Source organism: Paenibacillus albicereus (assembly GCF_012676905.1).
GTDB classification, from domain to species: domain Bacteria; phylum Bacillota; class Bacilli; order Paenibacillales; family Paenibacillaceae; genus Paenibacillus_O; species Paenibacillus_O albicereus.
This window is the reverse complement of record NZ_CP051428.1, coordinates 3,952,507-3,976,905: the sequence shown is the minus strand read 5'-3', so window position 1 is coordinate 3,976,905 and position 24,399 is coordinate 3,952,507. Positions and strand designations below refer to the sequence as shown.

Annotated in this window: 23 protein-coding genes and 1 riboswitch; of the genes, 17 read left to right on the top strand and 6 right to left on the bottom strand. The window is 64.0% G+C overall.

What is annotated here, in order from left to right:
* Positions 1-8 precede the first annotated feature (8 nt).
* Genes HGI30_RS17845 through HGI30_RS17835 form a run of 3 tightly spaced genes read left to right on the top strand, consistent with a single transcriptional unit; the run spans position 9 to position 3,436 of the window.
* Positions 9-1,361, top strand: coding sequence for a class I adenylate-forming enzyme family protein (locus HGI30_RS17845; RefSeq protein WP_206109945.1), 1,353 nt, complete (start codon positions 9-11; stop codon positions 1,359-1,361).
* A gap of 31 nt (positions 1,362-1,392) precedes the next feature.
* Positions 1,393-2,259 carry a sugar phosphate isomerase/epimerase family protein gene (locus HGI30_RS17840; protein WP_168908793.1) on the top strand — a complete coding sequence of 289 codons (867 nt, stop codon included), beginning with the start codon at positions 1,393-1,395 and terminating at the stop codon, positions 2,257-2,259.
* Positions 2,260-2,287: 28 nt separating this feature from the next.
* Positions 2,288-3,436 (top strand): class-II aminoacyl-tRNA synthetase family protein, encoded by a 1,149-nt coding sequence (locus tag HGI30_RS17835; protein ID WP_168908792.1) that lies wholly within the window; start codon positions 2,288-2,290, stop codon positions 3,434-3,436.
* A gap of 145 nt (positions 3,437-3,581) precedes the next feature.
* Here HGI30_RS17835 and hemQ read toward each other — a convergent pair whose 3' ends face one another.
* Positions 3,582-4,328, bottom strand: a complete 747-nt coding sequence (gene hemQ / locus HGI30_RS17830; RefSeq protein ID WP_168908791.1) for a hydrogen peroxide-dependent heme synthase — start codon at positions 4,326-4,328, stop codon at positions 3,582-3,584.
* Between the two features lie 184 nt (positions 4,329-4,512).
* Between hemQ and HGI30_RS17825 the strand changes: the two genes are divergently transcribed.
* From HGI30_RS17825 to HGI30_RS17790, 8 genes are all read left to right on the top strand, one after another.
* Complete coding sequence (locus HGI30_RS17825; protein ID WP_206109943.1) at positions 4,513-4,800, top strand: YuiB family protein; 288 nt, start codon at positions 4,513-4,515, stop codon at positions 4,798-4,800.
* A 1-nt stretch (position 4,801) separates the two neighbouring features.
* Positions 4,802-4,972: a hypothetical protein gene (locus HGI30_RS17820; protein ID WP_168908790.1), complete on the top strand. Its 171-nt coding sequence runs from the start codon at positions 4,802-4,804 to the stop codon at positions 4,970-4,972.
* Positions 4,973-5,016: 44 nt separating this feature from the next.
* The gene (locus HGI30_RS17815) at positions 5,017-6,528 is read left to right on the top strand and encodes a replication initiation and membrane attachment family protein (protein WP_168908789.1); all 1,512 of its coding nucleotides are present in this window, start codon (positions 5,017-5,019) and stop codon (positions 6,526-6,528) included.
* A 36-nt stretch (positions 6,529-6,564) separates the two neighbouring features.
* Complete coding sequence (gene dnaI, locus HGI30_RS17810; protein WP_168908788.1) at positions 6,565-7,536, top strand: primosomal protein DnaI; 972 nt, start codon at positions 6,565-6,567, stop codon at positions 7,534-7,536.
* Positions 7,537-7,826: 290 nt separating this feature from the next.
* Positions 7,827-8,969 carry a sulfate ABC transporter substrate-binding protein gene (locus HGI30_RS17805; RefSeq protein WP_168908787.1) on the top strand — a complete coding sequence of 381 codons (1,143 nt, stop codon included), beginning with the start codon at positions 7,827-7,829 and terminating at the stop codon, positions 8,967-8,969.
* A 40-nt stretch (positions 8,970-9,009) separates the two neighbouring features.
* On the top strand, positions 9,010-9,843 hold the full coding sequence (cysT, locus tag HGI30_RS17800; RefSeq protein WP_168908786.1) for a sulfate ABC transporter permease subunit CysT: 834 nt from the start codon (positions 9,010-9,012) through the stop codon (positions 9,841-9,843).
* Between the two features lie 12 nt (positions 9,844-9,855).
* Complete coding sequence (gene cysW, locus HGI30_RS17795) at positions 9,856-10,746, top strand: sulfate ABC transporter permease subunit CysW (RefSeq protein ID WP_168908785.1); 891 nt, start codon at positions 9,856-9,858, stop codon at positions 10,744-10,746.
* Between the two features lie 3 nt (positions 10,747-10,749).
* Positions 10,750-10,938 carry a YezD family protein gene (locus tag HGI30_RS17790; protein WP_168908784.1) on the top strand — a complete coding sequence of 63 codons (189 nt, stop codon included), beginning with the start codon at positions 10,750-10,752 and terminating at the stop codon, positions 10,936-10,938.
* 124 nt (positions 10,939-11,062) lie between these two features.
* Here the strand turns inward: HGI30_RS17790 and HGI30_RS17785 are convergent, their stop codons facing one another.
* The 3 genes from HGI30_RS17785 to HGI30_RS17775 form a co-directional block, all read right to left on the bottom strand.
* Positions 11,063-12,295 (bottom strand): MFS transporter, encoded by a 1,233-nt coding sequence (locus tag HGI30_RS17785; RefSeq protein WP_168908783.1) that lies wholly within the window; start codon positions 12,293-12,295, stop codon positions 11,063-11,065.
* A 98-nt stretch (positions 12,296-12,393) separates the two neighbouring features.
* Positions 12,394-12,675, bottom strand: coding sequence for an ArsR/SmtB family transcription factor (locus tag HGI30_RS17780; protein ID WP_168908782.1), 282 nt, complete (start codon positions 12,673-12,675; stop codon positions 12,394-12,396).
* 150 nt (positions 12,676-12,825) lie between these two features.
* On the bottom strand, positions 12,826-12,978 hold the full coding sequence (locus HGI30_RS17775) for a YqzM family protein (RefSeq protein ID WP_168908781.1): 153 nt from the start codon (positions 12,976-12,978) through the stop codon (positions 12,826-12,828).
* Positions 12,979-13,261: 283 nt separating this feature from the next.
* On the opposite strand from HGI30_RS17775, the gene uvrC reads away from it, so the two are divergent.
* Positions 13,262-15,166, top strand: a complete 1,905-nt coding sequence (uvrC, locus tag HGI30_RS17770) for an excinuclease ABC subunit UvrC (RefSeq protein WP_168908780.1) — start codon at positions 13,262-13,264, stop codon at positions 15,164-15,166.
* Between the two features lie 73 nt (positions 15,167-15,239).
* On the opposite strand, the gene HGI30_RS17765 is transcribed toward uvrC, so the two are convergent.
* The gene (locus HGI30_RS17765) at positions 15,240-16,862 is read right to left on the bottom strand and encodes a CPBP family intramembrane glutamic endopeptidase (protein WP_168908779.1); all 1,623 of its coding nucleotides are present in this window, start codon (positions 16,860-16,862) and stop codon (positions 15,240-15,242) included.
* Between the two features lie 247 nt (positions 16,863-17,109).
* Positions 17,110-17,285, top strand: a riboswitch (cyclic di-AMP (ydaO/yuaA leader).
* A gap of 70 nt (positions 17,286-17,355) precedes the next feature.
* Between HGI30_RS17765 and HGI30_RS17760 the strand changes: the two genes are divergently transcribed.
* Positions 17,356-18,708: a TrkH family potassium uptake protein gene (locus tag HGI30_RS17760; RefSeq protein WP_168908778.1), complete on the top strand. Its 1,353-nt coding sequence runs from the start codon at positions 17,356-17,358 to the stop codon at positions 18,706-18,708.
* Between the two features lie 21 nt (positions 18,709-18,729).
* Positions 18,730-19,407, top strand: coding sequence for a potassium channel family protein (locus HGI30_RS17755; protein ID WP_168908777.1), 678 nt, complete (start codon positions 18,730-18,732; stop codon positions 19,405-19,407).
* Between the two features lie 35 nt (positions 19,408-19,442).
* On the opposite strand, the gene HGI30_RS17750 is transcribed toward HGI30_RS17755, so the two are convergent.
* The gene (locus HGI30_RS17750; protein WP_168908776.1) at positions 19,443-20,375 is read right to left on the bottom strand and encodes a LysR family transcriptional regulator; all 933 of its coding nucleotides are present in this window, start codon (positions 20,373-20,375) and stop codon (positions 19,443-19,445) included.
* A 246-nt stretch (positions 20,376-20,621) separates the two neighbouring features.
* On the opposite strand from HGI30_RS17750, the gene HGI30_RS17745 reads away from it, so the two are divergent.
* The 3 genes from HGI30_RS17745 to sdhB are packed head-to-tail and all read left to right on the top strand — an operon-like array spanning position 20,622 to position 23,852.
* Complete coding sequence (locus HGI30_RS17745) at positions 20,622-21,287, top strand: succinate dehydrogenase cytochrome b558 subunit (protein ID WP_168908775.1); 666 nt, start codon at positions 20,622-20,624, stop codon at positions 21,285-21,287.
* Positions 21,288-21,314: 27 nt separating this feature from the next.
* On the top strand, positions 21,315-23,063 hold the full coding sequence (gene sdhA, locus HGI30_RS17740; RefSeq protein WP_168908774.1) for a succinate dehydrogenase flavoprotein subunit: 1,749 nt from the start codon (positions 21,315-21,317) through the stop codon (positions 23,061-23,063).
* Positions 23,064-23,081: 18 nt separating this feature from the next.
* Positions 23,082-23,852 carry a succinate dehydrogenase iron-sulfur subunit gene (sdhB, locus tag HGI30_RS17735; protein WP_168908773.1) on the top strand — a complete coding sequence of 257 codons (771 nt, stop codon included), beginning with the start codon at positions 23,082-23,084 and terminating at the stop codon, positions 23,850-23,852.
* Positions 23,853-24,399 lie beyond the last annotated feature (547 nt).

Genomic DNA, 24,399 nt, shown 5'->3' with positions numbered 1-24,399 from the left:
ATGCGACAATGGAATGGCTGCTGCAGACCCTGGCGGGCTACGCGGATCGGCAGGCGATGGTGCGCGGCGAGCGCTCGATCACGTATGCGGACCTATTGGCGAGCTGCCGGAGCTGGTCCGGCAGGATTCGAGAGCACGGCATCCAGCCGGGCGAAGTCGTATCGCTGGAGGGCGATTACTCGCCCTCCGCATGCGGCGCGATGCTGGCGCTGCTGGCGAACCGCAATGTGATCGTGCCCTTGTCGGCGAGCGTGAGGCATAGGCGGGACGAGCTGGCCGAGATCGCGCAGGTCGACCGCTCGATCGTCTTTGACGGCGGCCCGGAAGCGGCGGTCCGCACGCTTGCGAGAAGCGGGCACGCGGGCTTGCTGGATACTTTCATCAAGGAGGAGAAGCCGGGCCTCGTCCTGTTCACGTCGGGCACGACGGGCCGGCCCAAAGCGATCCTGCACGATTTCGCCGCCTTCCTGGAACGGTACAAGGCGCCGAGGGACACGCTGCGGACGCTGACGTTCCTGCTGTTCGACCATATCGGCGGCATCAATACGATGTTCCATACGTTCGCCAACGGAGGGACGATCATCGCGCCGGACAGCCGCACCGCGCCCGCGATCTGCGCGTTGATCGAGCGGCACCGCATCGAGCTCCTCCCCGCCTCGCCGAGCTTCCTCAACCTGCTGCTCCTGTCCGGCGTCCATCGCGACTACGACCTGTCCTCGCTCCGCATCATCACCTACGGCACCGAGGTCATGCCGGACGCGACGCTCAACGCCGCGCGGCTGGCCTTCCCCGAGGCGCAGCTGCGGCAAACGTACGGCCTGTCCGAGCTCGGCATCCTGCGCGCCAAGTCGCGCGCCTCCGGATCGCCCTGGCTGCGGATCGGCGGCGAGGGCATCGAGACGCGCATCGTGGACGGCGTGCTGCACATCCGCTCCGGCACGGCGATGCGAGGGTATTTGAACGCGCCGAATCCGTTCGACGAAGAGGGCTGGTTCGACACGCAGGATGAGGTGCTCGAGGACGGCGGATACATCCGCATCCTGGGGCGGAGGTCGGAAGTCATCAACGTCGGCGGCCGCAAGGTGTACCCCGTCGAAGTGGAGGACGTCCTGCTCCAGATGCCCGAGGTGGCGGACGCGGCCGTGAGAGGCGAGCCGAACCCGCTGCTCGGAAGCATCGTCGCGGCCGCCGTCAACGTGCAGGAGCCGCTGGAGCCGAGCGAGCTCAAAGCCCGCATCCGAAGCTTCTGTCGCGGAAAGCTGGAAGAGTACCAGATTCCCGTCAAGATCGAGATCCGGCAAGGCGAGCTGTATACGGATCGCTACAAGAAGATCCGGAAGGAGCAGCTGCCCGGCCGCTAGGGCGCGCGAAGCCGACGAAAGGTGGGTTTGAATGAATATTTGTCTCTGCTCCATCTCGTTCCGCCATGAGCTGGTGTCGTTCGGCGAGCTGATCGAGTTCGCGGACCGGACCGGATTCCAAGGCATCGAGCTATGGGGCGTCCATGCCAAGTCGCTGCTGCGCGAACGGCGGCAGGAGCTTCCCGGCCTGATGGAGAGGATGGAAGCGCGCGGACTCGGCATCTCCATGATGAGCGACTATGTCGACCTGCTCGCGCCGGAGGATCGGACACGGCAGCTATTGCAGCGATGGGCGGCCCTGCTCGAGCTGGCGCAGCCGTTCCGCGCGCGCAAGATCCGCATCTTCGCGGGCGACCGCCCGAGTCATACGGCCACGGAGCGGGACTGGGCCTTGTGCGTGGACCGGCTCGGCCAGCTGGCCGGCATGGCCGCGGAGGCCGGCGCGCAGCTCGTCGTCGAGACGCACCCGCGCACCTATGCCGATACGCTGGACGCGACGCTCCGCTTGCTGCGCGATGCCGGGCGGGGCGATATCGGCATCAATCTGGACTTCCTGCACCTATGGGAGTCCGGCACCGCCCCGCTCGAAGCGTATCGGGCCTTGCAGCGGTGGATCGTCAATTTCCACGTCAAAAACGTAGCCCGTCCCGAGCAAGCCGGGCTGTTCGAGCCGGCCAACGTCTTCTCTCCCTCCGGCAAGCGCGACGGCATGTCGGCGCTGGCGCAGGGGGCCATCGACTACACGCCCGTCCTCGATCGGCTGCACCAAGACGCTGCGCCGCATCCGATCGCGATCGAATGGTTCGGCGAGCATCCGTTCGCTCGGCTGGAGGAGGAGCGGCGCTGGCTGGCCGGCTGGAGCAGTCCGGGCAGGGAGGCGGCCCATGCCCACGGATGACGCCAACATAATGAAAGGGGAGCGAATCGTGATCAAAACCTACCCGACTTCGAACATTCTGAACGAACGGCAGGCGCAGTCGCTGCTGGCGAAGCTCATCTACAGCATCGAGGGCATCTCGGGCTGCCGGCTGGACGAGACGACGCAAGCGATAATCGTGGAGCTGCTGCCCGGCACTGCCCAAGGACCCATCGACGACGCCGTGGAGCGCCTGATCGCAAAGGAACGCAGCAGCCGCATCATCGGCTCGCGCCTGTACCGGGAAACGGAAGCCCGCGAGGACGCGCGGGCGGGCACGCCGGAGACGGCGGGCGAGCTGTTCGCTCCGAACGGCGCCTGGAAGCGGGGGCTGGCCGTGACGCTGTCCGAGCAGATCGACCGGCTGCTCGTCGAGTGGGCGCAGCGCCATCAGGCGCAGCTGCGCAGCTACCCTTCGATGATTCCCGTCGAGACGCTGCGCAAGTGTCGGTATATCGAGACCTTCCCGCAAAACATCCATTTCGTGTCCGAGTTCCCCCATCGGCTCGAGGAGCTGGAGAAGGTCCGCGAGGCGGGCGATCTGAACGGGCTGGCGCGCCTCAGCCCGTACGCGCTCTCGCCCGCGGTCTGCTTCCATTGCTACGCGGAGCTGTCGGGCTCGCGGTTGCAGGAGCCGCTCGTACTGACTTCACGCGGAACTTGCTTCCGCCACGAAGCCGCCTGGCGCGTCGGCAAGCATCGGCTTCAAGAATTCAGCATGCGGGAGATCGTCCTGTTCGGGGAGGCGTCCTTCATCGAAGAGGAGCGCCGCGCGTTCATGGAGGAGGCGTGGTCGCTGTTCGAAAGGCTGGGGCTCGCGGGCAAGATCGAGACGGCGAGCGACCCTTTCTTTTTCTCCGAGGAAAGCGGCAAAGGCCAGCAGCAGCTGATGGGGAACATGAAGTACGAGCTCATCGCCCGGGCGGGCGAGGACGGCGGCTCGTTCTCCATCGCGTCGTTCAACCATATGGGCGACTCGCTCTGCAAGCCGTTCGAGGTGCTGGACGCGGAGGCGAATCCGATGCAGTCGGGCTGCATCGCCTTCGGCATCGACCGCTGGGCGTACGCCCTGCTCGATGGGTACGGCGGCGATTACGGCAAGTGGCCTGCCCGCGTGAGAGAGACGCTGGAGAGCGCGCGGATGGCCGTGCCGCAGTAACCCGGCATAAGAGGCCGCCCCCGGCAATCGAGGCTTCGGCCGCGAAATCGAAAAGGGGCGGCCTCCGGCGCGGGTGATCGCCCTGAGGCAGCCCAAAAAAGCCGCTCCCGAATCGGGAGCGGCTTCCTCGTCCTGTGCGCGGAGCTTAAACCTGGAGCAGCTGAACCAGCTTGTCCGCATCCAGCCGATTGCCGACGTAGAAGTCGCCGAAATCGCCGTAGCGGGCGCTCACCTCGTCGAAGCGCATCTCGTAGACGAGCTTCTTGAACTGCAGGGCGTCCTCCGCGAACAGCGTCACGCCCCACTCCCAGTTGTCGAAGCCGACGGAGCCGCTGATGATCTGCTTGACCTTGCCCGCATACTGGCGGCCGATCATGCCGTGGCTGCGCATCATGGCGCGGCGCTCGTCCATGCCCAGCATATACCAGTTGTCGCCGCCGTCGCGGCGCTTGTTCATCGGGTAGAAGCAGATGTGGCGCGCCTTCGGCAGCGCCGGCTTGAGGCGCGCGACGATGTCGGGGTTCTGCAGCGGGTCCTCGCCCGGCTTGCTCATGTAGTTGGACAGCTCGACGATGCTGACGTACGAATATGCCGGCTTGGTGAACGCGGCGAGCGGGCTTTTGTTGAAGCGGTTCTCGAGCTCGTTCAACTCCTCCAGCGTCTCGCGCAGGTGCATGAGCACGAAGTCCGCCTTTTGGCCGACGATGGCGTAGAACGCCGTGCTGCCCTCGCGCTGCTCCTCCTGGGCGTTCCAGTCGGCGAGCATCGACTGGATCGCGTCCAGCGCGGCAGCGCGCTCTCCTGCTCCGGCCTGCTTCCACGCCTGCCAGTCGATCGTACGGAAATCATGGAGGACGTACCAGCCCTCCAGCGTCTGTGCGGCATCACTCATCGTTGCATGGCTCCTTCCTTCATTAAAGGGAGCGAGTTGCGCCCCCCGATACGCTTGTAGGTCCATCCTCCATTGTAGCCGATCCCCCTCTCTTCGTCGAGCCGGCCGGCCTTTTGCAAATTGACTTGCCGGGGGGCTTGGCATAAACTGAAAAGGAACGCTATCCGAAGGGATGATCGGCTGCATGCTTCAAATCGTGATTGCGATGGTGTTGTTTTTTGTCATGATGTTCGGAATCGGCTTCATCCTCAACATGCTGATGAAGACGACCTGGTTCCCCATCTACCTGTTCGTACTCGTGCTGGTGCCGCTTTACATATGGTCGACCTGGGATCACGCCGCATCCTTCGGCGCCAATCTGACGGAGTTCACCTTCATCGACTGGCTGCCCGTCGTCGCGGCGCTTGTCGGCGCCTACGTGAGCGGCTACGCGATCCGCGCGCTGCGGATCGGCGGCTACAAGATGTTCTAGGATGCCGGCCGGACAGGCGGCCCGCTTCTTCCTGACGGTTCCGCCGGAGCCACGGGAGGAGCGGGCCGCCCTCTTTTTCGGCGGCGATCGCCGGGCAGCGGCGCTGGGCTGGCAGGAGGAGGCAGTCGATTTCTCGTGGCGAATGCTGTCGGATGCGCCCTCTCTATGCTAAACTGATAGGACGAAAAAGGACATGAACGGAGGAGGGTCGCGCCCATGCGCATCGGAAGCAAGCTGGCTTTTACCGAGCATCACCGGTTCTGCGTGTACCGGGGCTTCGCGCTGAGCCCGCTCGACCAGCGGATGCTCGCGCTCATCTACCAGCCGATGACCGGCGGGGCGGCCTCCTCCCTGTATCAGCTCCTGTACCATCAAGTGGACGAGGGCTACAGCGGCTACTCGCCGATGGACGCGCAGCGCCGGCTGTTCCTCGGCCTCGGGCTCGACCCGAGCGAGTCGGGACGCCGCGAGCTCGTGCGCTGCGCCTCCGTGCTGGAGGCGCTCGGCCTGCTCACGACCTGCCGGCTGTTCCTGCCGGGGCAGGAGGAGGTCGTGTACGAGTACGAGCTGCATGCCCCGCTGTCGCCGGCCGAGTTTTTCCGCAGCCAGCATCTGAGCATGCTGCTGCGGGACAAGGTCGGCAAGTACGGCGTCGTGGCGCTCCAGGAGACGCTGCTGCGGCGGGAGCCGGACGAGCTGGCGCAGCATGAGCTGCAGCGGGAGAACATCTCGATGCCGTTCTACGAGCTGTTCCGCCTGAGCGCCGCCGTGGACGCCGAGCTGGAGCAGGCGCTGGAGGAGTCCGCGCCGCTCCGTCAGCCGCCGGAGCCTGTCGCCCAGCCGGGCGCGGGCATCGAATACGGCGACATCCTGTACCGCTTCCCCCGCGGCTCGCTCAACCGTCCGTTCGTGGAGCGGATGCGCGGGGACAAGGACGCGCTCGCCCAGCTCAACTACATCGCCTACAAATACGATCTCGGTCCGGCCGATCTGTGCCGGCTGCTCGACGAGGAGGACGCGTTCGACCGGCGCGGCGGCCTGCAGACCGACGCGCTGCAGCTCAAGGCGGTCCAGCTGTACCGGCATGACCTCAAGCGCGAGGAAGAGCGTCGCGCCGCCGGTTCCCGCCTGCAGGAGGAAGCCGAGTCCGAGCTGCCGGAGCAGGGCGTGCAGGCCGAGCATTACTTGCCGGTGCCGTCCCAGCTGACGGGACGCTGCGATATCCAGCAGTACAACATGCTCATGCGCAACGAGCCGCACACCCGCTTCCTGAAGCGCTTCTTCCCCGGAGCGGTGCCGGACTGGATCGAGCGGCAGTTCGAGCGCATCGACCTGCATTATCGCCTCCCGGCGCCGGTCATCAACGTGCTCGTGCATTACGTGTTCGGCATGAAGGGCTCCGCCCGGGTGACCAAGACGTTCATCGAGGCGGTCGCCTCGAACATGCTCGTGCAGCAGGTCGACGAGTTCGAGAAGGCGGTGCTGTACGTGCGCAGCCAGACCGAGCTCGAACGGAGCAAGGAAGCGGCTGAAGCCGCCGGCGCGGCCAAGCCGGCAGGACGAGCCGCCGCCGGAGCGAAAGGCGCGGGCGGCTACCGGCGCGGAGCCGGCCAGCCGCGCAAGCCGGTGCTGCCGGTCGTCGGCGACGACGCCGGGCAGGAGCCCGATATTTCCGACGAAGAGCTGGAGGAGATGCGCAAGCTCGCGCGCAAGCTCGACGGACGCTAGGCCGAGGAGCCGATCGGAACGAAGGAGGTGGAAGCGATGGAATCGCTGCGCGATTTGCTGAAGACGATGCCCGGAGGGGGCAAGCTGCGCGCCCGCGCGCAGGAGCAGCTGGGCGAGCTGATGCGCGAGCCCAAGGTGCGGAAGCTGATGGACCAGCATCCGGAGCTGGACGAGGACGTGCTGCGGCGCAACTCCAATCTCGTGTACCAATACGTGCGCGAGCATCGGAACTGCGAGAGCTGTCCGGGGCTCGACCGCTGCCCCAACGATTTCCAGGGCCACTACACGCTGCTCTCCGCCGAGACGGTCGCGGACGAGCTGCGGCTGATCGACCGCAAGACGGCCTGCCGCAAGTTCATCGCCCGCCGCAACGAGGAGCAGATCCGCTCCCGCATCCGCAGCTTCTACGTGAGCGAGCGCACGCTGGACAGCGCCTACTCGGCGGACGAGATCCTGATGAAGGACCGCGCCCGCTCGACGGCGGTCATGAAGGTGCTGGAGTATATCCGGCGCACCAAGGAGCAGGGCCTGCAGGCCGAGGGGCTTTACCTGACCGGATCGTTCGGCACCGGCAAGACGTTCCTGATGAGCTACCTTCTCGGCGAGCTGGCCAAGAGCGGCTACTCCGGCGTCATCGTCTACATGCCGGACTTCGTCGAGGATCTCAAGGCGATGTTCGGCGAGCCGGGCAAGCTCAAGGAGACGATCGACCTGATGAAGGAAGCCGATCTTCTCGTGTTCGACGACATCGGCGCCGAGAACCTGAGCCCGTGGGTGCGCGACCATGTGATGGGCTCGATCCTCAACTACCGGATGGAGCGCAAGCCGACCTTCTATACGTCCAACCATGCGCTCGCCGACCTGGAGCAGCACTTCAGCTTCACGAGCAAGGACGGCGAGGAATATCACAAGGGCCGGCGCCTGATGGACCGGATCGGCCCCTTCGTCGAGGTCGTGCACGTCAAAGGGACGAACAAGCGCGGCCGCAAGGACGAGACGGAATTATAACCGAGCAAGCTTGATGAGCCCTGGAAGAGGACGAGCGTTCCTTCCAGGGCTTTTTGATTTTTGCCCGGCCGCAGCCAGGGACGGCGCGGACGCGGCGGCTCCGACGATCGGGCGATGGCGCATAAGGAATTCTTATCGGGCGTATAACTCTCGCTGAAAAATCCGTTGACACAGGGAGGAATAGGCTGGTATGATTCCATTCATAACCAACTAAACAGCTGGGAATTAACGGCTTGTTACCGGACTACCGGCATGAGCGCGAATCGACCAAAACCAAGGGGTGTGTCCATATGTCCAAAAGAAATCCGCTTTCCCAATGGCCTGTCCTGCTCCTCACCGCTTCGCTTGCTCTCGGTCTGACCGCATGCGGGTCCGGCAACAATGCTTCGAACTCGGCGGGAAGCGGCGGAGCCGCCAACGCGCCTGCCGAAAACACGGCTGCATCCAATACGGCTGCGAACGCCGGCGCGACGGAAGCTCCGGCGACGCCGAAGGAGCCGGTCGAGCTGCTGAACGTCTCGTACGATCCGACGCGCGAGCTGTACGAGTCCTTCAACGGTGCTTTCGCCAAGTACTGGCTGGATAAGACCGGCCAAAAAGTGACCGTCAAGCAGTCGCACGGCGGCTCCGGCAAGCAGTCGCTGTCGGTCATCGGCGGCCTCAAGGCCGACGTCGTGACGCTGGCGCTCGGCTACGACATCGATGCCATCGCCGAAAAGGGACTGCTGAACAAAGATTGGAAGGGCAAGTTCGAGGCCAACAGCGCCCCGTACACGTCGACGATCGTCTTCCTCGTCCGCAAGGGCAATCCGAAAGGAATCAAGGACTGGGGCGACCTCGTGAAGGACGGCGTCGAGGTCATCACGCCGAACCCGAAAACGTCCGGCGGCGCCCGCTGGAACTACCTGGCGGCTTGGGGCTACGCCCAGAAGCAGGACGGCGGCGACGAAGCCAAGACCAAGGCATTCATCAAAGAGCTGTTCCAGAACGTGCCGGTGCTCGACTCCGGAGCCCGCGGCTCGACGACGACGTTCACCGAGCGCGGCATCGGCGACGTGCTCCTGGCATGGGAGAACGAGGCGTTCCTGTCCCAAAAGGAGCTCGGCGACAAGTTCGAGATCGTCTATCCTTCGCTCAGCATCCTGGCGGAGCCGCCGGTCGCGGTCGTCGACAAGGTCGTCGACAGCAAGGGCACGCGCGAGGTGGCGGAGGAGTACCTGAAGTACCTCTACACGGATGAGGGTCAGAAGATCGCGGCCGACAACTTCTACCGCCCGATCAACCCGGACATCGCCGCTCAGTACAAAGACACGTTCAAGGAGCTTGAGCTGCTGCAGATCGACAAGGACTTCGGCGGCTGGGCCGAAGCGCAGAAGAAGCATTTCGCCGACGGCGGCACGTTCGACGAGATTTACGTGCCGGGCTCCAAGTAAGACGATGCTGCTATCCTACCGTTACAGGAGCTGACTTCACATGAAAGGTTCCCGTTCCCGCAGCGTGCTGCCCGGCTTCGGCCTCACGATGGGCATTACCGTGCTGTATCTCGGCATGATCGTCCTCATTCCGCTGGCCTGCATCTTCCTCAAGACGTCCGCTCTGAGCTGGAGCGAGTTCTGGTCGACCGTGACCGCGCCGCGGGTGATGGCGTCCTATCGGATCAGCCTGCTCACCTCGTTCGGCGCCGCACTCGTCAACCTGCTGTTCGGGCTGATCGTCGCGTGGGTGCTCGTCCGGTACCGGTTCCCGGGCCGCAAGCTGCTCGACAGCCTCGTCGACCTGCCGTTCGCGCTGCCGACGGCGGTCGCCGGGGTCGCGCTCACGGCGATCTACGCGCCGAACGGCTGGATCGGCAAGTGGCTGGAGCCGCTCGGCCTGAAGGTCGCCTTCACCCCGCTCGGCATCACGATCGCACTGATCTTCATCGGCCTGCCGTTCATCGTGCGGACCGTGCAGCCCGTGCTCGAGGATCTGGACCAGGAAATCGAGGAGGCGGCGGTCATGCTCGGGGCAGGACGCTGGCGCACGGTGCTGCGCGTCGTGCTGCCGGAGCTCATGCCGGCGCTGCTCACCGGCTTCGCCCTCGCCTTCGCCCGCGGCATCGGCGAGTACGGCTCGGTCGTCTTCATCTCCGGCAACATGCCGATGAAGACCGAGATCGCGCCGCTGCTCATCATGACCAAGCTGGAGTCGTTCGAGCTCGAGCAGGCGACGGCGATCGCCGTCGTGCTGCTCGTCATGAGCTTCGCCATGCTGCTTGTCATCAACTACATCCAGTGGCGCGCCAGCCGGCGCGCTCTGGCGGAATAGGAGGGATCGCCTATGGCAGGCGCAATCGCCGCCTCCCGCTCCGTCCGAACGCCGGCGCCGCCCGACACCGGACGTCCGACAACCGAGCCGGCCGCCGTGCGCTGGCTGCTGATCGGCATCGCGGTGCTGTTCCTGACGCTGATCGTGCTGCTCCCGCTCCTCACCGTATTCGTAGAGGGGCTGAAGCGCGGCTGGGAAGTCTATCTCAGCGCGCTCGTCGACCCGGATGCCGTATCGGCGCTCAAGCTGACGCTGCTCGTCGCCGCGATCGCGGTGCCGCTCAACACAGTGTTCGGCATCGCGGCTTCCTGGCTCATCGCCAAGTTCAGCTTCCGCGGCAAGAGCCTGCTCCTCAGCCTCATCGATCTGCCGTTCTCCGTGTCGCCGGTCATCGCGGGCTTCATGTTCATGCTGCTGTTCGGCGCCCAGGGCTACCTGGGGCCATGGCTGGACGAACGCGGCCTGCAGGTCGTGTTCGCTCCCACGGGCATCGTGCTCGCGACGATGTTCGTCACGTTCCCGTTCGTGGCCAGAGAGCTGATTCCGCTCATGCAGGCTCAAGGCATCCAGGAGGAGGAGGCCGCGGCCACGCTCGGCGCCAAGGGCTTCCGCATCTTCTGGAGCGTCACCTTGCCGAATATCAAATGGGGTCTGCTGTATGGCCTCGTGCTGTGCAACGCCCGCGCGATGGGCGAGTTCGGAGCCGTCTCGGTCGTCTCCGGCCACATCCGCGGCGAGACCAACACGCTGCCGCTGCATGTCGAGATTCTCTACAATGAATACCAGTTTTCCGCCTCGTTCGCAGCGGCGTCGCTGCTCATGCTGCTCGCGCTGCTGACGCTGGGGGCGAAGAGTCTCGTCGAATGGAAAACCGCTCAGCGAAATCAAAATCTGGAGGGATGAAGGATGGCGAAGCCGGTGGAATTGGATGAAGCGTGGCTGGATCGAATTGCGGATCAGGTCAACGGCCTGGAGTACGGCTCGGTGCTCATCACGGTGCATGACGGGCGGATCGTGCAGATCGACCGGACCGATCGCAAGCGGTTCGACGCCGCGGCGGTCCGGCAGCAGGGGGCGGCTTCCGCTCAAGGGTGAGTTCGACGGCAGCGGGGAGTCTTGCCAAAAAGGACGAGAGCGGATTTTCCGCCTCGTCCTTTCTTTTCGTCTCGATGAGGCCGTCCGGCAAGCGCTGCGCCCGCATGACGGCGCTGCCCGCTCGTCAGTTATCGTCCTTCAGGCCGATCCCCTTCCCGGCGATGCCGGCTCCGGCGAGGCTCGCCTTTCGGCGCCGCGCGGCTGCCGGGCTGAGATAGCCGAACGACGCGGCCGCGGTCAGCGCCGCGACGGCGACGGCTGCGGCTCCGATCCCGCTCGTGGCCGCCAGCGAGGAGCCCTCGACGATCAGTCCGCCGAGCCCGGCTCCGGCTGCCATCCCGAGCTGAACCATGGAGCTGTTGAGGCTCAGCATGATGCCTGCCGCTCCAGGCGCCAGCGTGAGCAGATGATACTGCTGGGTCGGACCCGACGACCAGGCCGCTATGGACCAGAGCAGGAGCAGCGGAACGACGACGGCAGCCGACGGGGCGAACAGGAACAGCAGCAGCAGGAAGATCGAGTGGAGAACCATGCCGCCGACCAGCATGCGGGGGAAGCCCCACCGGTCCGTGCCGAAGCCTCCGAGCTGGGAGCCGATCAAGGCGGCGATGCCGAGCGCGAACAAGGCGATGCTGACGCTTCGATCGCTCATCCCCGTCACGTCCAGCAGGAAGGGGGAGATGTAGGTATGTGTGATGGAGTAGCCGCCGATCCAGAAGAACGTAATCAGGAGTCCGATGGCGATCCTCGGATTCGCCAGCAGCCTCAGCTGCTCCTTCAGCGGAATAAGCTTCTCTCCGTCGGTCGGCGGAAACGCATGGAAGATGAGCCCCATGGCGAGCAGGCCGAGCAGGCCGATGGCGCCGAACACGAGATTCCAATCGTACGCCGAGGCGATGATTCGGCCCAGCGGGACGCCGATGATGAGCGACATGCTGAAGCCCATGACGAGGGTCGCGATGGCGCGGCCCTGCTTGCCCGGCGGGGCGAGCCTGGAGGCGACGGACATCGCGGTGACGATGAAGACGCCGCTGCTCAGAGCGAGGATGATGCGGGAGACGATCAGGGCTCCGTAGCCGGTGAACGCGAGCGCGGCGAAGTTTCCGGCGACGAAGACGGCGAGGGAGCCGATCATGAGCTTTTTGCGGTCGGCCTTGGCCGCGGCGGCCAGCAGGAAGGGGGTGCCGAAGGCGTAGGCGAGGGAATAGACGGTAATCAGCTGGCCGGCGGCGGCGAGCGAGACTCCGATATCGGCGGCGACCTGATCCAAGATGCCGGCGATGATGTACTCCGACGTGCCGACCAAAAAGCTGACGATGGCCAGCATATAGATTTTCCATGTCCAGCTTGGCGTCATGATTTTCCAGCTCCTATTCGTTTATATTTCTAAAAATATCGAAATAAAGGCCATGAAGTCATATTTCCATCGATGTCGAAATAAAGGGCGGAAAAAAATCACTCCAGCAGATAAGGAGCGTACTTGCGGGCGATGTCCTTGTTGACGCTGTAGTACATGTAGGTTCCGTCCTTGCGCTGCTTCAGCAGGCCGCATTCCGTCAGCTGTTTGAGATGATGGGAGAGCGTGGAGCCGGCGACGGAATCGAGCTTGCCGCTGATGTCGGAGCAGCAGAGGTTCTTCTCCTCCGTGAGCAGCATGGCGATTTTAATCCGGGTCGGTTCACCGAGAGCTTTGTAGACTTTGACGGCTTGCTTGACGTCCTCGTTGTCCTCGACCATGACATCCCCGCCTTTCCTTTGTGATTTTTCTTATTGATTCGATAAAGATGGAAATAAAGTACCACATCGAATACGTCATTTGCAATGGGCCATAAAAAATAAATACCCTCCCGGCTGGGCCGGAGGGTTGAGTTGGATGGGAGCGGATCGTTAGTCGATGATGTACTTGACAACCACCATGATGATATAGGCGACGGTCATAAAGCCGATCATGCCGCCGAATCCGAACACGAGATCCTTCAGGTCGTCGCGGGGCTCCTCGTTCACATGCTCGCGCGGATCTCTGACGTTGACGTTCTCCATTGTGCGTCCTCCTCGCTTCAATATCGCTGTCCCTGCCGCCGGCGCGGCGGCGTCCATGGCCGGGGGCCAGCACCTGACGTGACAACTTCTCCTAGTAGTATACCCAGACTGCGGAACTTATGTAAAGGCGAATTTTGCCTGTCCGGATCGGATGGAAGCGATTGCTGCCGATCGGTCGGCCGGCCTTGTCGGCCGACGGGGACTGACTCGCCGAAGCGCGCTGTGCTACAATAGAAGGTACGGCAATCCTGCGGATGCGCCGCGGAAAGGAGGCCTCTGGGCCATGGATCAGATCAAGGGCAAGCTCGCCCTGCTGCCCGATCAGCCGGGCTGCTACCTGATGAAGAACGGCGAAGGCACCATCATCTACGTCGGCAAGGCGAAGGTGCTCAAGAACCGGGTGCGCTCGTATTTCAACGGGACCCACAACGGCAAGACGCAGCGTCTCGTCTCGGAGATCCGGGACTTCGAATATATCGTGACGGCGAGCAACATGGAAGCCCTCATTCTCGAATGCAACCTCATCAAGCAGTACCATCCGCGCTACAACGTCCTGCTCAAGGACGACAAGACGTTTCCGTACATCAAGATTACGAACGAGAAGCATCCGAAGCTCGAGGTGACGCGGCGGATCGTGAAGGACAAGGGCAAATATTTCGGCCCGTATCCGAACGCCTACGCGGCTCAGCAGACGAAGAAGCTGCTCGACCGGCTGTATCCGCTCCGCAAATGCAACACCCTGCCGGACAAGGTATGCCTCTACTATCACCTGGGCCAGTGCATCGCGCCGTGCGAGTACGAGGTCGAGCCCGGCACCTACGAGTCGATGGTGCAGGAGATCGCGCGCTTCCTGAACGGCGGCCAGGACGAGGTCAAGGCGGAGCTGCAGCGCAAGATGGCGGCGGCCGCGGAGGCGATGGAGTTCGAGCGGGCCAAGGAGTACCGCGACCAGATCCAGGCGATCGACGCCGTCATGGAAAAGCAGAAGATCACCTTGGCCGACGCGCTCGACCGCGACGTGTTCGGATTCGCCGTCGACAAGGGCTGGATGTGCGTCCAGATCCTTTATATGCGCGGCGGCAAGCTGATCGAGCGGCGCACGACGTCGTTCCCGTATTACGGCGAGGCCTACGACGACTTCATGACGTTCGTGACGCAGTACTACAGCGACAATCCGGCCTTGCCCAAAGAAATCCTGCTGCCGCTGCCGGACGCGCCGGCAGCGGGCAAGGACGGCGAGGCGGCGGCCGCCGAGAGCGTCGCCGCAGACGCGCCCGCAGCGGGCGGGAGGCTCGGCGGGGACGAGGCCGACGGCGCCGAGCCGGCGCTCGGCTCGGCCGCCGACGAGGTGCGCGCCTCGCTGCAGAGCTGGCTCAAGGTCAAGGTCCATCTGCCGCAGCGGGGCCGCAAGCGCGAGGTCGTGGCGATGGCCGAGGGCAACGCCAAGGTGACGCTCGACGAGAAGTTCAAGCTGATCGAGCGCGACGAGGAGCGCAGCGTCAAGGCTTCGACGGGCCTCGCGGCCTATCTCGGCATGACGGACATCCGCCGCATCGAGGCGTTCGACAACTCCAACATCCAGGGCACGAACCCGGTCTCCGCGATGGTCGTCTTCACCGACGGCAAGCCGGACAAAAAGGAATACCGCAAGTACAAGGTGCGCACCGTGCAGGGGCCGGACGATTACGAGACGATGCGGGAGGTCATCCGCAGACGCTACGAGCGCGTGCTCAAGGAAGGGCTACCGCTGCCCGACCTGATCGTCGTCGACGGCGGCAGGGGCCAGATCAGCGCGGCTAACGACATCCTCGAGAACGAGCTCGGCCTGCAGGTGCCGGTATGCGGCCTCGTCAAGGACGCCAAGCACAAGACGGCGCAGCTCATGGTCGGCGATCCGCCGGTGCCGGTGACGCTGCCGCGCGACAGCCAGGAGTTCTACCTGCTGCAGCGCATCCAGGACGAGGTGCACCGGTTCGCGATCTCGTTCCACCGCGAGCAGCGCGGCAAGTCCATGACCGAATCGCGCCTCGACTCGATTTCCGGCATCGGAGAGAAGCGGCGCAAGCAGCTGCTGAGGCATTTCGGCTCGCTCAAGAAGATCCGCGAGGCGAAGGCCGAGGACTTCCGCCCGCTCGGCATCGGCGACAAGCTCGCGGAGCGCATCGTCGAGGCGCTCCGCGAGGAGTAGCGGCTGGGTCGGCCGGAGGCAAAAAGAGACGAAGCGATTAGGAAGTCCGCTTCGTCTCTTTTCATATGCGGCGTCAGGCCGGCGGCGGATAGGCGGCCGCGCTCCGCTGCATGCCGTACCTTCGCATCAGCCAGGCGACTGCGATCGGAGCGGCGATGTAGATGGCGCCCGCCACGGTTTCGACGGGACGTCCGGTCATGAACAGCGACAGCGACATGAGCACGCTGTTCATGATCGCGTGGGTGAAGACGGCGGTGAAAAAGCCGAACTTCAAGAACAGGTACGAGAACAGCAGGCCGAGGATCGTCAGCTCGATCAGCCGGGTGGTCGACGGATAGATCGGGTAGGTGACATGGCCGAGCGCCCAGATCACGGTCGGGATGAGCGAGGCGATGAACGGGTTTTTGATCCATTTCATCAGCAGTCCGATGCCGAACAGCCGGTATACCGCCTCCTCCTGGATGGCGGCGCACCAGGCGAGCAGAGGCATGAGCCAGAGCGCCGACATGTTGTAGGGCGACTGGGTGACGTCGGTCGTCGCCCAGGCGCCTGTGGCGGCCGAGAGGCCGCCGAGGATGAGCGTCTGCAGGCCGAGCAGCACGAAGGCGAGCACGTAGGCAAGCTTCATCGCGCTCCACGCCTGGGCACCGAAGCCGGGCTCCCGGCCGGCCGTCCATAGCGGACGGCCCTGGGCTCTCCACAGGCCGTCTCCGGCCACGAGGGAGAAGTAAGCGCCGACCGCCATCGCGAAGGTGAGCACCGACATGAAGACGAGCTGCGCCATCGCCGCCAGCTCGGCGTTGACCTCGCCCCCGTAGATGGCCCGCAGGCCGTCCAGCAGGTTGAAGTTGTTGATCGTATAAAAGACGAGGAAGATCAGCGCGAGCGCCCAGCCCCGGCGGAACGACGTGAAGCGCCGCATGACGATCGCGTAAACAATGGCGAGCAGCGTCATGACGCCGGACGGCAGCAGGTTGCCGAGCAGCGACAGGCGTTCGCCGAGCCGGTCCTGCTCCTCCGTGTAGGCCGCGTAGGAGGCAGGAACCTCGTAGACGGGCTGGAATCGCGTCAGCCGGCCTTCGCCCTCGAGCCGCTCGCCCTCGGCCAGGACGGTCAGCCTCGCTTCTCCGACGGTGATCCCATCGGCCTCGTAGCGGACGGAGTCGCCTTCGCCGGCGAAGGCGCGGCGGAGCTGGCCGATCCCGAGCTCGTCGGCCTGCCGCTGCACAGTCCGGTCCAGGGCGCCGCCCTCCAGCGGGGAGCCGCTGCTGTCGCCGCCGGACGGCTCGAGCAGCTGCTTCCAGCCGACGAGCTTGCCGCTCGTCATGCCGATCTCGACGAGCAGCCGCCGGCCGTCCTCGAAGTTCTGCGTCACCTGCCATAGATCGACGGGCACCTTGAGGCCGGCGCTGCTGTCCATCGTCTTGCCCAGCTTCTCCTTGGCGACATAGCCGGCCATCAGCCGGTCGGCCTGATGCACGGCATGGGCGTTCTGCGGAAGCGACCCCAGCTGCATCTGGGCGAAGTCGGCTGCCGCCGCCAACGCCTGCTCGCGGCTGACCGGATGAGCCGGCTCCATCTCCTCGCCGAGCCCCGCTGCCGAAGGGATGACCTGCAGCAGCAGGAATAAAGCGGCTCCGATCGCGCCATACCATACGTACCTTCGAAAAGCTTGATCGAGACGGGATGAATTCATTGAAGTCCTCCTTGCTGATGGCGCTGCCTGGTTGGATCCATGGTTTAACCTTACCACAGCGGCTTTCCTTTTATCCATGCCGCCCGGGCGTGCGGACGAGCCAGCGGCCAAAAGAGCGAGCGCGATGGGGATAGCATCCGCCGCAAAGTCCGCCAGCCCCGAATAACGAAGCAAATCGGCCGCCATCGCCCGCCGATGCGTTTGGTAACCTGTCCTTTATCCTATATAATCAAATCCGATCCTATAGAACTTTAAACTGCCGAATTCCGGACGATGCGCCGGAAGCGGGGGAACCAGCGCGGACGGCCGCTCGAGCAGCTGCCGTCCGCAGGGGTGAATGCCGCCGGGGACATGCCCCGGCGGTTAGGGCGGCCGTCACGCCCGAATCCGTCAGCTAACCTCGCAGGCTTCATGACAGGACTCACACAGGCGCTGGGCACCGGGTGTTTCCGGTGCCTTTTTGTCGTGTTCAAAAAAAGGAGACTTCCCGCCTATGACCGCATGGAGGCTGCAGCTCAAGCAGCTGCTCATCCCATCCCCGCCGCGGATTCTGATCGCCGGCTTCGGGCTCATCATCCTGCTCGGCTCGCTGCTGCTCATGCAGCCGTTCGCCACTGCGGACGGCCAGGGGACGCGCTGGATCGACGCCCTCTTCACCGCGACATCCGCCACATGCGTCACCGGCCTCGTCGTCGTCGACACCGGGACGCACTACTCGATCGCGGGACAGCTGATTATCCTGCTGATGATCCAGGTCGGAGGTCTCGGCTTCATGACGATGGCGACGCTGTTCGCGCTCGTGCTGCGCAAGCGGATCTCGCTCAAGGACCGGCTGCTGCTGCAGGAAGCGATGAACCAGGGCTCGATGGAGGGCATCGTGCGGCTGATCCGCCGCGTCCTGCTCTACTCGCTCGTCATCGAAGGCTGCGGAGCGCTGCTGTACGCGATCCGCTTCCTGTACGACATGCCGATCGGCCAGGCGGTCTACTACGGCATCTTCCATGCGATCTCGATGTTCAACAACGCCGGCTTCGACATCATGGGCGAGTACCGCAGCATGACCGCTTACGTCGCGGATCCGCTCGTCAATCTCGTCACCGTCTCGCTTGTCATCCTGGGCGGGCTCGGCTTCATCGTCCTGTCCGATCTGGTCGACTTCCGCAGGCAGCGCCGGCTGACGCTCCACTCCAAAGTCGTGCTGCTGGCGACCGGCGGGCTCGTATCGCTGGGCACGGTCGTCATCTTCCTGTTCGAGTACGGCAACCCCGGCACGATGGGGCCGCTCGACCTGGGCGGCAAGCTGCTCGCCTCGCTGTTCCAGTCGGTCGCGACGCGCACCGCCGGCCCGAACTCGGTGGATATCGGAGCGCTTACCCAGGCGAGCCTGTTCTTCATGATTATCCTCATGTTCATCGGAGCGTCGCCGGGCTCGACCGGGGGCGGCATCAAGACGACGACGTTCATGACGCTCGCTGCGGCGATGTGGGCGATGCTGCGCGGCAAGGAGGACATCGTGCTGTTCCGCTACCGCCTCGCCAAGGAGCGCATCCTCAAGGCGCTCACCATCACGATGCTGTCGATCGCCATCGTGCTCGCCTCGACGATGGTGCTCTGCACGCTCGAGGACCGCGATTTCCTGCGGATCTTGTTCGAGACGGTGTCGGCGTTCGGCACGGTCGGGCTGAGCACCGGCATCACGCCGGGGCTGCAGGACGTGAGCAAGCTGGTGCTGAGCTTCGTCATGTTCGCCGGCCGGCTCGGCCCGCTGACGATGGCGTACGCGCTTCGCCCCAAGGCCAGCAAGGAATACTTCAAGCATCCGGAAGGCAAGATCATCATCGGATAGGAAAGGAAAGAAAGAGAGACAATGGGTAAGGGAGCCAAAGGAAGTCAATTTTGCGTCATCGGGCTGGGAAGGTTCGGATCCAGCCTCGGCAAGGAGCTCGTGCACCTCGGCCATGAAGTGCTCGGCATCGACCGCAACGAGGAGCTCGTCGACGACATGAGCGGCACGCTCACGCACACCGCATGCGCGGATTCCACGGACGAGGAGGCGCTGCGCGCGCTCGGCATCCGCAACTTCGACTGCTGCATCGTCGCCATCGGGGGGGACATCCAGGCGAGCATCATGACCGCCATCCTCGCGAAGGACGCCGGCGTGAAGCAGGTCGTCGTCAAGGCGGTCAGCGAGCTGCACGGGCGCGTGCTGGAGAAGCTGGGCGCCGACCGGGTCATCTATCCCGAGCGGGACATGGGCATCCGCGTCGCGCATCAGCTCGTCTCGCCCAATCTGCTCGACTACATCGAGCTGAGCTCCGACTACTCCGTCGCGGAGCTGTCCGTGCCGCGCTGCCTCGCGGGCAAGACGCTTGCCGACATCGATCCGCGCAAGCGGTTCGGCTGCAGCATCGTCGCCGTCAACAAGCCGCAAGGCATCGTCATCGCGCCCAAGGCCGAGCAGGTGCTGGCCGAGCGCGACATCATGGTCGTCATCGGCACGAACGAGGGCATCGAGGATTTCGAGAACATGGTCAGCGAGCGCTGATTGCGAGCGGGCAGCGGGGACGTTCCCCGGCAGCGCTACGCCTGTCCCGGCAGTCCGCCGCGAGCGCTCAGCGGCAATCCCGAGCGCGCCGCATAGCCGGCCGACGCTTCCGCGATCCACTGGCGGACGACGGGCTCCAGCAGCGCCGGATCGCCGTGGATGAGCGACGTCGTGCGCCGGGTCTTCTTCAGCTCCGGCAGCGGCACGATGAGCAGGTCGTTGTCCTCGGCCATCTGCGGGCGGATGTAGGATCGGGGCAGCAGCGTGGCCGCTCCGCACGTATGCAGCAGCCGCAGGATCGCCTCGAAGGAATCGATCTCCATGCGGACGTCGGGATGAAGGCGGAACTTGTCGAACAGCTCGTCGGTGAGCGTGCGGAACCAGGTGCCCTTGGAGAACAGGATCATCGGCAGGCCGTTCAGATCCTCGATCGCGAGCTTGTCCGACAGCATGCGCCCGCGAGGCAACACGAGCTCGAGGTGGTCGTCGAACAGCTTCACGCAGTGCAGCTGCGGGTCGTCTATGACGGATGCCACCAGACCGAGCTCGATTTTTTTGTCCCGGACGAGCGAGACGATCTCATGGGTCTTGCCGGTGACGGCCTTGATGTCGATCTGCGGATGGCCGGCGGTCAGCGCCTGGATGAGATCGGGCAGCGTCGTCTGCAGCGTCGTCAGGCTGGCGCCGATCGTCAGCGTGAACCGATGGGTCTGCTTGAACTCGGCGAGCGTCAGCAGGTATTGCCGATGCATCTGGCGCAGCTGCACGGCATAGTCGTACGTCAGCTCGCCGATGCGCGTCAGCTCGAGGCGCCGCCCGACGCGGCGGAACAACGGAGCTCCGAGCTCCTCCTCGAGCTTGGCGATCTTGCGCGAGAGGGCGGGCTGCGACAGATTGAGCAGCGCGGACGCCTTGTTCATGCTGGACTGCTCGACGATGACCGCGAACAGCTGAAGGTCTTCCTGCATCGAATCCCATCCTTTCGAGTCGCTCGTTTCCTTATGCGTATATGTTATAACATCGTATAAAAAATAAACAATATCTTTATAAGCGAAAAAAGGGTACGATGGGAACTGTGGCTAATCTGTGTCCATGCCGAAGTCGGATGCTGTCGCGAATTGTTGACGCTCTCAGGCACGGGCTGTAAAATGGGTAAGGTTTGTCCCTGATGATGATTACGCATTCAAACGGCTGGAAAGGAGAACGCATTATTTATGAAAGGAAATTCCTATTTGACGCGCAAGATCCACTCGCTTCTCGGGGTGGTGCCTCTTGCCCTGTTCCTCGTCAACCACGCCATCACCAACTACTCGGCGTTCGAGGGGGGCCCGGAAGGGTTCAACGACAGCGTCGAGATGCTCAACGGCTTGCCGCTGATCTACTTCCTGGAGATTTTCGGCATTTTCCTGCCGCTCATCTTCCACGGCGTCTACGGCCTTTACGTCGCCTACCAGTCGAACTGGAACAATTCCCGCTTCCAATACGGCCGCAACTGGGCATTCACGGTGCAGCGCCTCACTGGCGTCATCACGTTCGTCTTCGTCGTATGGCACGTCTATCAGACCCGCTATCAGGTGCTGATCGGCGAGCTGACGCATGAGCAGCTCGGCAATCAGATGCACGAAATCTTCACGAATCCGGTCAGCGTCGTCCTCTACACGATCGGCGTGCTCGCCGCCGTATTCCATTTCGCCAACGGCATGTGGTCCTTCCTCGTGAGCTGGGGCATCACCGTGGGCCCGCGCGCGCAGCGCATCTCCTCGTACATCTGGATGGGCGTGTTCGTCATCGTGTCGGCCCTGTTCCTGCTCTCCATCGCGGCGTTCCGCGGCGACGAGTTCGCAGAGACGTCGGCTGCCGTACGGACCTGGATCGGATAACACGATAGAGAAGGAGGACCCACTCACATGGCTAAAAACAACATCATCGTCGTCGGCGGCGGCCTGGCCGGCCTCATGGCCACGATCAAGGCGGCCGAAGCCGGCGTCCACGTCAACCTGTTCTCTCTGGTGCCCGTGAAGCGCTCGCACTCCGTGTGCGCGCAGGGCGGCATCAACGGCGCCGTCAATACGAAGGGCGAAGGCGACTCCCCTTGGGAGCACTTCGACGATACGGTCTACGGCGGCGACTTCCTCGCGAACCAGCCTCCGGTCAAGGCGATGTGCGAAGCCGCTCCCGGCATCATCCACCTGATGGACCGCATGGGCGTCATGTTCAGCCGCACGCCCGAGGGACTGCTCGACTTCCGCCGCTTCGGCGGCACGCAGTACCACCGCACGGCGTTCGCCGGCGCGACGACCGGCCAGCAGCTGCTCTACGCGCTGGACGAGCAGGTTCGCCGCTGGGAGGCCGCCGGCCTCGTCAGCAAGCATGAGCATTTCGAGTTCATGGGCGCGGTTCTGGACGACGACGGCGTCTGCCGCGGCATCACCGGCCAGGACCTGCGCACGATGGAGGTCATCTCCTTCCGCGCGGACGCGGTCATTCTGGCGACCGGCGGCCCCGGCATCATTTTCGGCAAGACGACCAACTCGGTCATCAATACGGGCACCGCGGCAAGCGCCGTGTACCAGCAAGGCGTAAACTACGCCAACGGCGAGATGATCCAGATCCACCCGACGGCCATCCCGGGCGACGACAAGAACCGGCTCATGTCGGAGTCGGCTCGCGGCGAGGGCGGACGCATCTGGACGTACAAGGACGGCAAGCCGTGGTACTTCCTCGAAGAGAAGTATCCCGCCTACGGCAACCTCGTGCCGCGCGACATCGCGACCCGCGAGATCTTCTCGGTCTGCGTGGACGACAAGCTCGGCATCAACGGCGAGAACATGGTCTACCTCGACCTGTCCCACAAGGATCCCAAGGAGCTCGACGTCAAGCTCGGCGGCATCATCGAGATCTACGAGAAGTTCGTCGGCGATGATCCGCGCAAGCTGCCGATGAAGATCTTCCCGGCGGTCCACTACTCGATGGGCGGCCTGTGGGTCGACTACAACGGCATGACCAACATCCCGGGCCTGTTCGCCTGCGGCGAATGCGACTATCAGTACCACGGAGCCAACCGTCTCGGCGCGAACTCGCTGCTGTCCGCTATTTTCGGCGGCATGGTGACGGGACCGAAAGCGGTCGAGTACATCAAAGGACTCAAGAAGTCCGCCGAGGACGCCCCGTCCTCCATCTTCGACCGCGAGGTCAAGCTGCGCACGGACAACTACGAGTCGATCCTGAAGCTCGGCGGCACGGAGAACGCCTACGTGCTCGGCAAGGAGCTCGGCGAGTGGATGACGAACAACATGACCGTCGTCCGCTACAACGACCGCCTCGTGCAGACGATCGACAAGATCAAGGAGCTCAAGCAGCGCTACTCCAACATCAACATCAACGATACCGCGCGCTGGAACAACGCCGGCGTCGCCTACACGCGCCAGCTGTGGAACATGCTGGAGCTGGCCGAGGCGATGACCAAGGGCGCCCTGCTGCGCGACGAGAGCCGCGGCGCGCACTACAAGCCGGAGTTCCCGGACCGCAACGACGACCAGTTCCTCAAGACGACGATCGCCACATGGACGGCTGCAGGTCCGGAGATCTCGTACGAGGAAGTCGACACCTCGCTCATCCAGCCGCGCAAGCGCGACTACTCGAGCAGCAAGTCCTAACGAGGAGGGAGAACGACCATGGCAACCGAAACCCCGGTTAAGGCGGGCAAGACGGTCAAATTCATCATCACCCGCCAAGACTCGCCGGAAGCGGCTCCTTATACGGAGGAGTTCGAGCTTCCTTACCGTCCCAACATGAACGTCATCAGCGCCCTGATGGAGATCCAGCGCAACCCGGTCAAGACCGACGGAGGCAAGACGACCCCGGTCATCTGGGAGTCCAACTGTCTCGAGGAAGTATGCGGCGCCTGCTCGATGGTCATCAACGGCAAGCCGCGCCAGGCGTGCAGCGCGCTGGTCGACAAGCTGGAGCAGCCGGTGCGCGTCGCTCCGATGAGCACGTTCCCGGTCGTCCGCGACCTCGTCATCAACCGCGAGCGCATGTTCAACGCGCTCAAGCGCGTGAAGGCGTGGATTCCGATCGACGGCACGTACGACCTCGGTCCCGGACCGCGCATGGCCGAGACGAAGCGCCAGTGGGCCTATGAGCTCTCCAAATGCATGACCTGCGGCGTCTGCCTCGAGGCCTGCCCGAACGTCAATGACCGTTCGAGCTTCATCGGCCCGGCTGCGATCTCGCAGGTGCGCCTGTTCAACGCCCATCCGACGGGCGAGATGAACAAGGCCGAGCGCCTGGAGACGCTCATGGAGGACGGCGGCATCGAGGGCTGCGGCAACTCGCAGAACTGCGTGCGCTCCTGCCCGAAAGGCATTCCGCTGACGACGTCGATCGCCGCGATCAACCGCGACACGACGGCCCAGCTGTTCAAGAACTGGCTGAGCTTCTAAGCTCGATGGACGAAAGCCTCCCGCGTTGCCTGCCTAGCAGGCGGCGCGGGAGGCTTTTTGCTTTGTCCAGACAGGCAAGCCGCTGGGCGAGCCGAGCCGCTTGTTCTCCGTGAGAGCCGGAGAACGGAGCAGGACGGGGCAGGACAGCATACCGCTGCGCGAGCCGAGCCTTTCGTTCTCCGTGAGAGCCGGAGAACGGAGCAGGACGGAGCAGGACAGCATACCGCTGCGCGAGCCGAGCCTTTCTCCGATTCCACTGGAAGCCGGATGCCTGGATTGCCCAACCTCCGATTCGGAGGGCATCCGTCTTCCAAGAGGACCGCTGCCGCTTCTCCGAAAGGCATCGGCTCGCTTCGCTTGCCCTGTCCCTAGGCGTCTTCCTCCCCCCTTTTTGGGGGGAGGGGGGCATCTCCCGCATACCAGGGAGACGGCAGCGCTACGCACAGCCCGGACTTACCGGCCGTATAAGGCATGCAGCAAGCTGCATAGGTCAGAAAACGTTTAAGCACAGGGACAAGCCCAATGCAGCTAGCCGGTCCCCACACCT

Coding starts and splice junctions, on each gene's coding strand:
- HGI30_RS17845 (WP_206109945.1), top strand. CDS start 9: ATGGAATGGCTGCTGCAGACCCTGGCGGGCTACGCGGATCGGCAGGCG.
- HGI30_RS17840 (WP_168908793.1), top strand. CDS start 1,393: ATGAATATTTGTCTCTGCTCCATCTCGTTCCGCCATGAGCTGGTGTCG.
- hemQ (WP_168908791.1), bottom strand. CDS start 4,328: ATGAGTGATGCCGCACAGACGCTGGAGGGCTGGTACGTCCTCCATGAT.
- HGI30_RS17825 (WP_206109943.1), top strand. CDS start 4,513: ATGCTTCAAATCGTGATTGCGATGGTGTTGTTTTTTGTCATGATGTTC.
- HGI30_RS17820 (WP_168908790.1), top strand. CDS start 4,802: ATGCCGGCCGGACAGGCGGCCCGCTTCTTCCTGACGGTTCCGCCGGAG.
- HGI30_RS17815 (WP_168908789.1), top strand. CDS start 5,017: ATGCGCATCGGAAGCAAGCTGGCTTTTACCGAGCATCACCGGTTCTGC.
- dnaI (WP_168908788.1), top strand. CDS start 6,565: ATGGAATCGCTGCGCGATTTGCTGAAGACGATGCCCGGAGGGGGCAAG.
- HGI30_RS17805 (WP_168908787.1), top strand. CDS start 7,827: ATGTCCAAAAGAAATCCGCTTTCCCAATGGCCTGTCCTGCTCCTCACC.
- cysT (WP_168908786.1), top strand. CDS start 9,010: ATGAAAGGTTCCCGTTCCCGCAGCGTGCTGCCCGGCTTCGGCCTCACG.
- cysW (WP_168908785.1), top strand. CDS start 9,856: ATGGCAGGCGCAATCGCCGCCTCCCGCTCCGTCCGAACGCCGGCGCCG.
- HGI30_RS17790 (WP_168908784.1), top strand. CDS start 10,750: ATGGCGAAGCCGGTGGAATTGGATGAAGCGTGGCTGGATCGAATTGCG.
- HGI30_RS17785 (WP_168908783.1), bottom strand. CDS start 12,295: ATGACGCCAAGCTGGACATGGAAAATCTATATGCTGGCCATCGTCAGC.
- HGI30_RS17780 (WP_168908782.1), bottom strand. CDS start 12,675: ATGGTCGAGGACAACGAGGACGTCAAGCAAGCCGTCAAAGTCTACAAA.
- HGI30_RS17775 (WP_168908781.1), bottom strand. CDS start 12,978: ATGGAGAACGTCAACGTCAGAGATCCGCGCGAGCATGTGAACGAGGAG.
- uvrC (WP_168908780.1), top strand. CDS start 13,262: ATGGATCAGATCAAGGGCAAGCTCGCCCTGCTGCCCGATCAGCCGGGC.
- HGI30_RS17765 (WP_168908779.1), bottom strand. CDS start 16,862: ATGAATTCATCCCGTCTCGATCAAGCTTTTCGAAGGTACGTATGGTAT.
- HGI30_RS17760 (WP_168908778.1), top strand. CDS start 17,356: ATGACCGCATGGAGGCTGCAGCTCAAGCAGCTGCTCATCCCATCCCCG.
- HGI30_RS17755 (WP_168908777.1), top strand. CDS start 18,730: ATGGGTAAGGGAGCCAAAGGAAGTCAATTTTGCGTCATCGGGCTGGGA.
- HGI30_RS17750 (WP_168908776.1), bottom strand. CDS start 20,375: ATGCAGGAAGACCTTCAGCTGTTCGCGGTCATCGTCGAGCAGTCCAGC.
- HGI30_RS17745 (WP_168908775.1), top strand. CDS start 20,622: ATGAAAGGAAATTCCTATTTGACGCGCAAGATCCACTCGCTTCTCGGG.
- sdhA (WP_168908774.1), top strand. CDS start 21,315: ATGGCTAAAAACAACATCATCGTCGTCGGCGGCGGCCTGGCCGGCCTC.
- sdhB (WP_168908773.1), top strand. CDS start 23,082: ATGGCAACCGAAACCCCGGTTAAGGCGGGCAAGACGGTCAAATTCATC.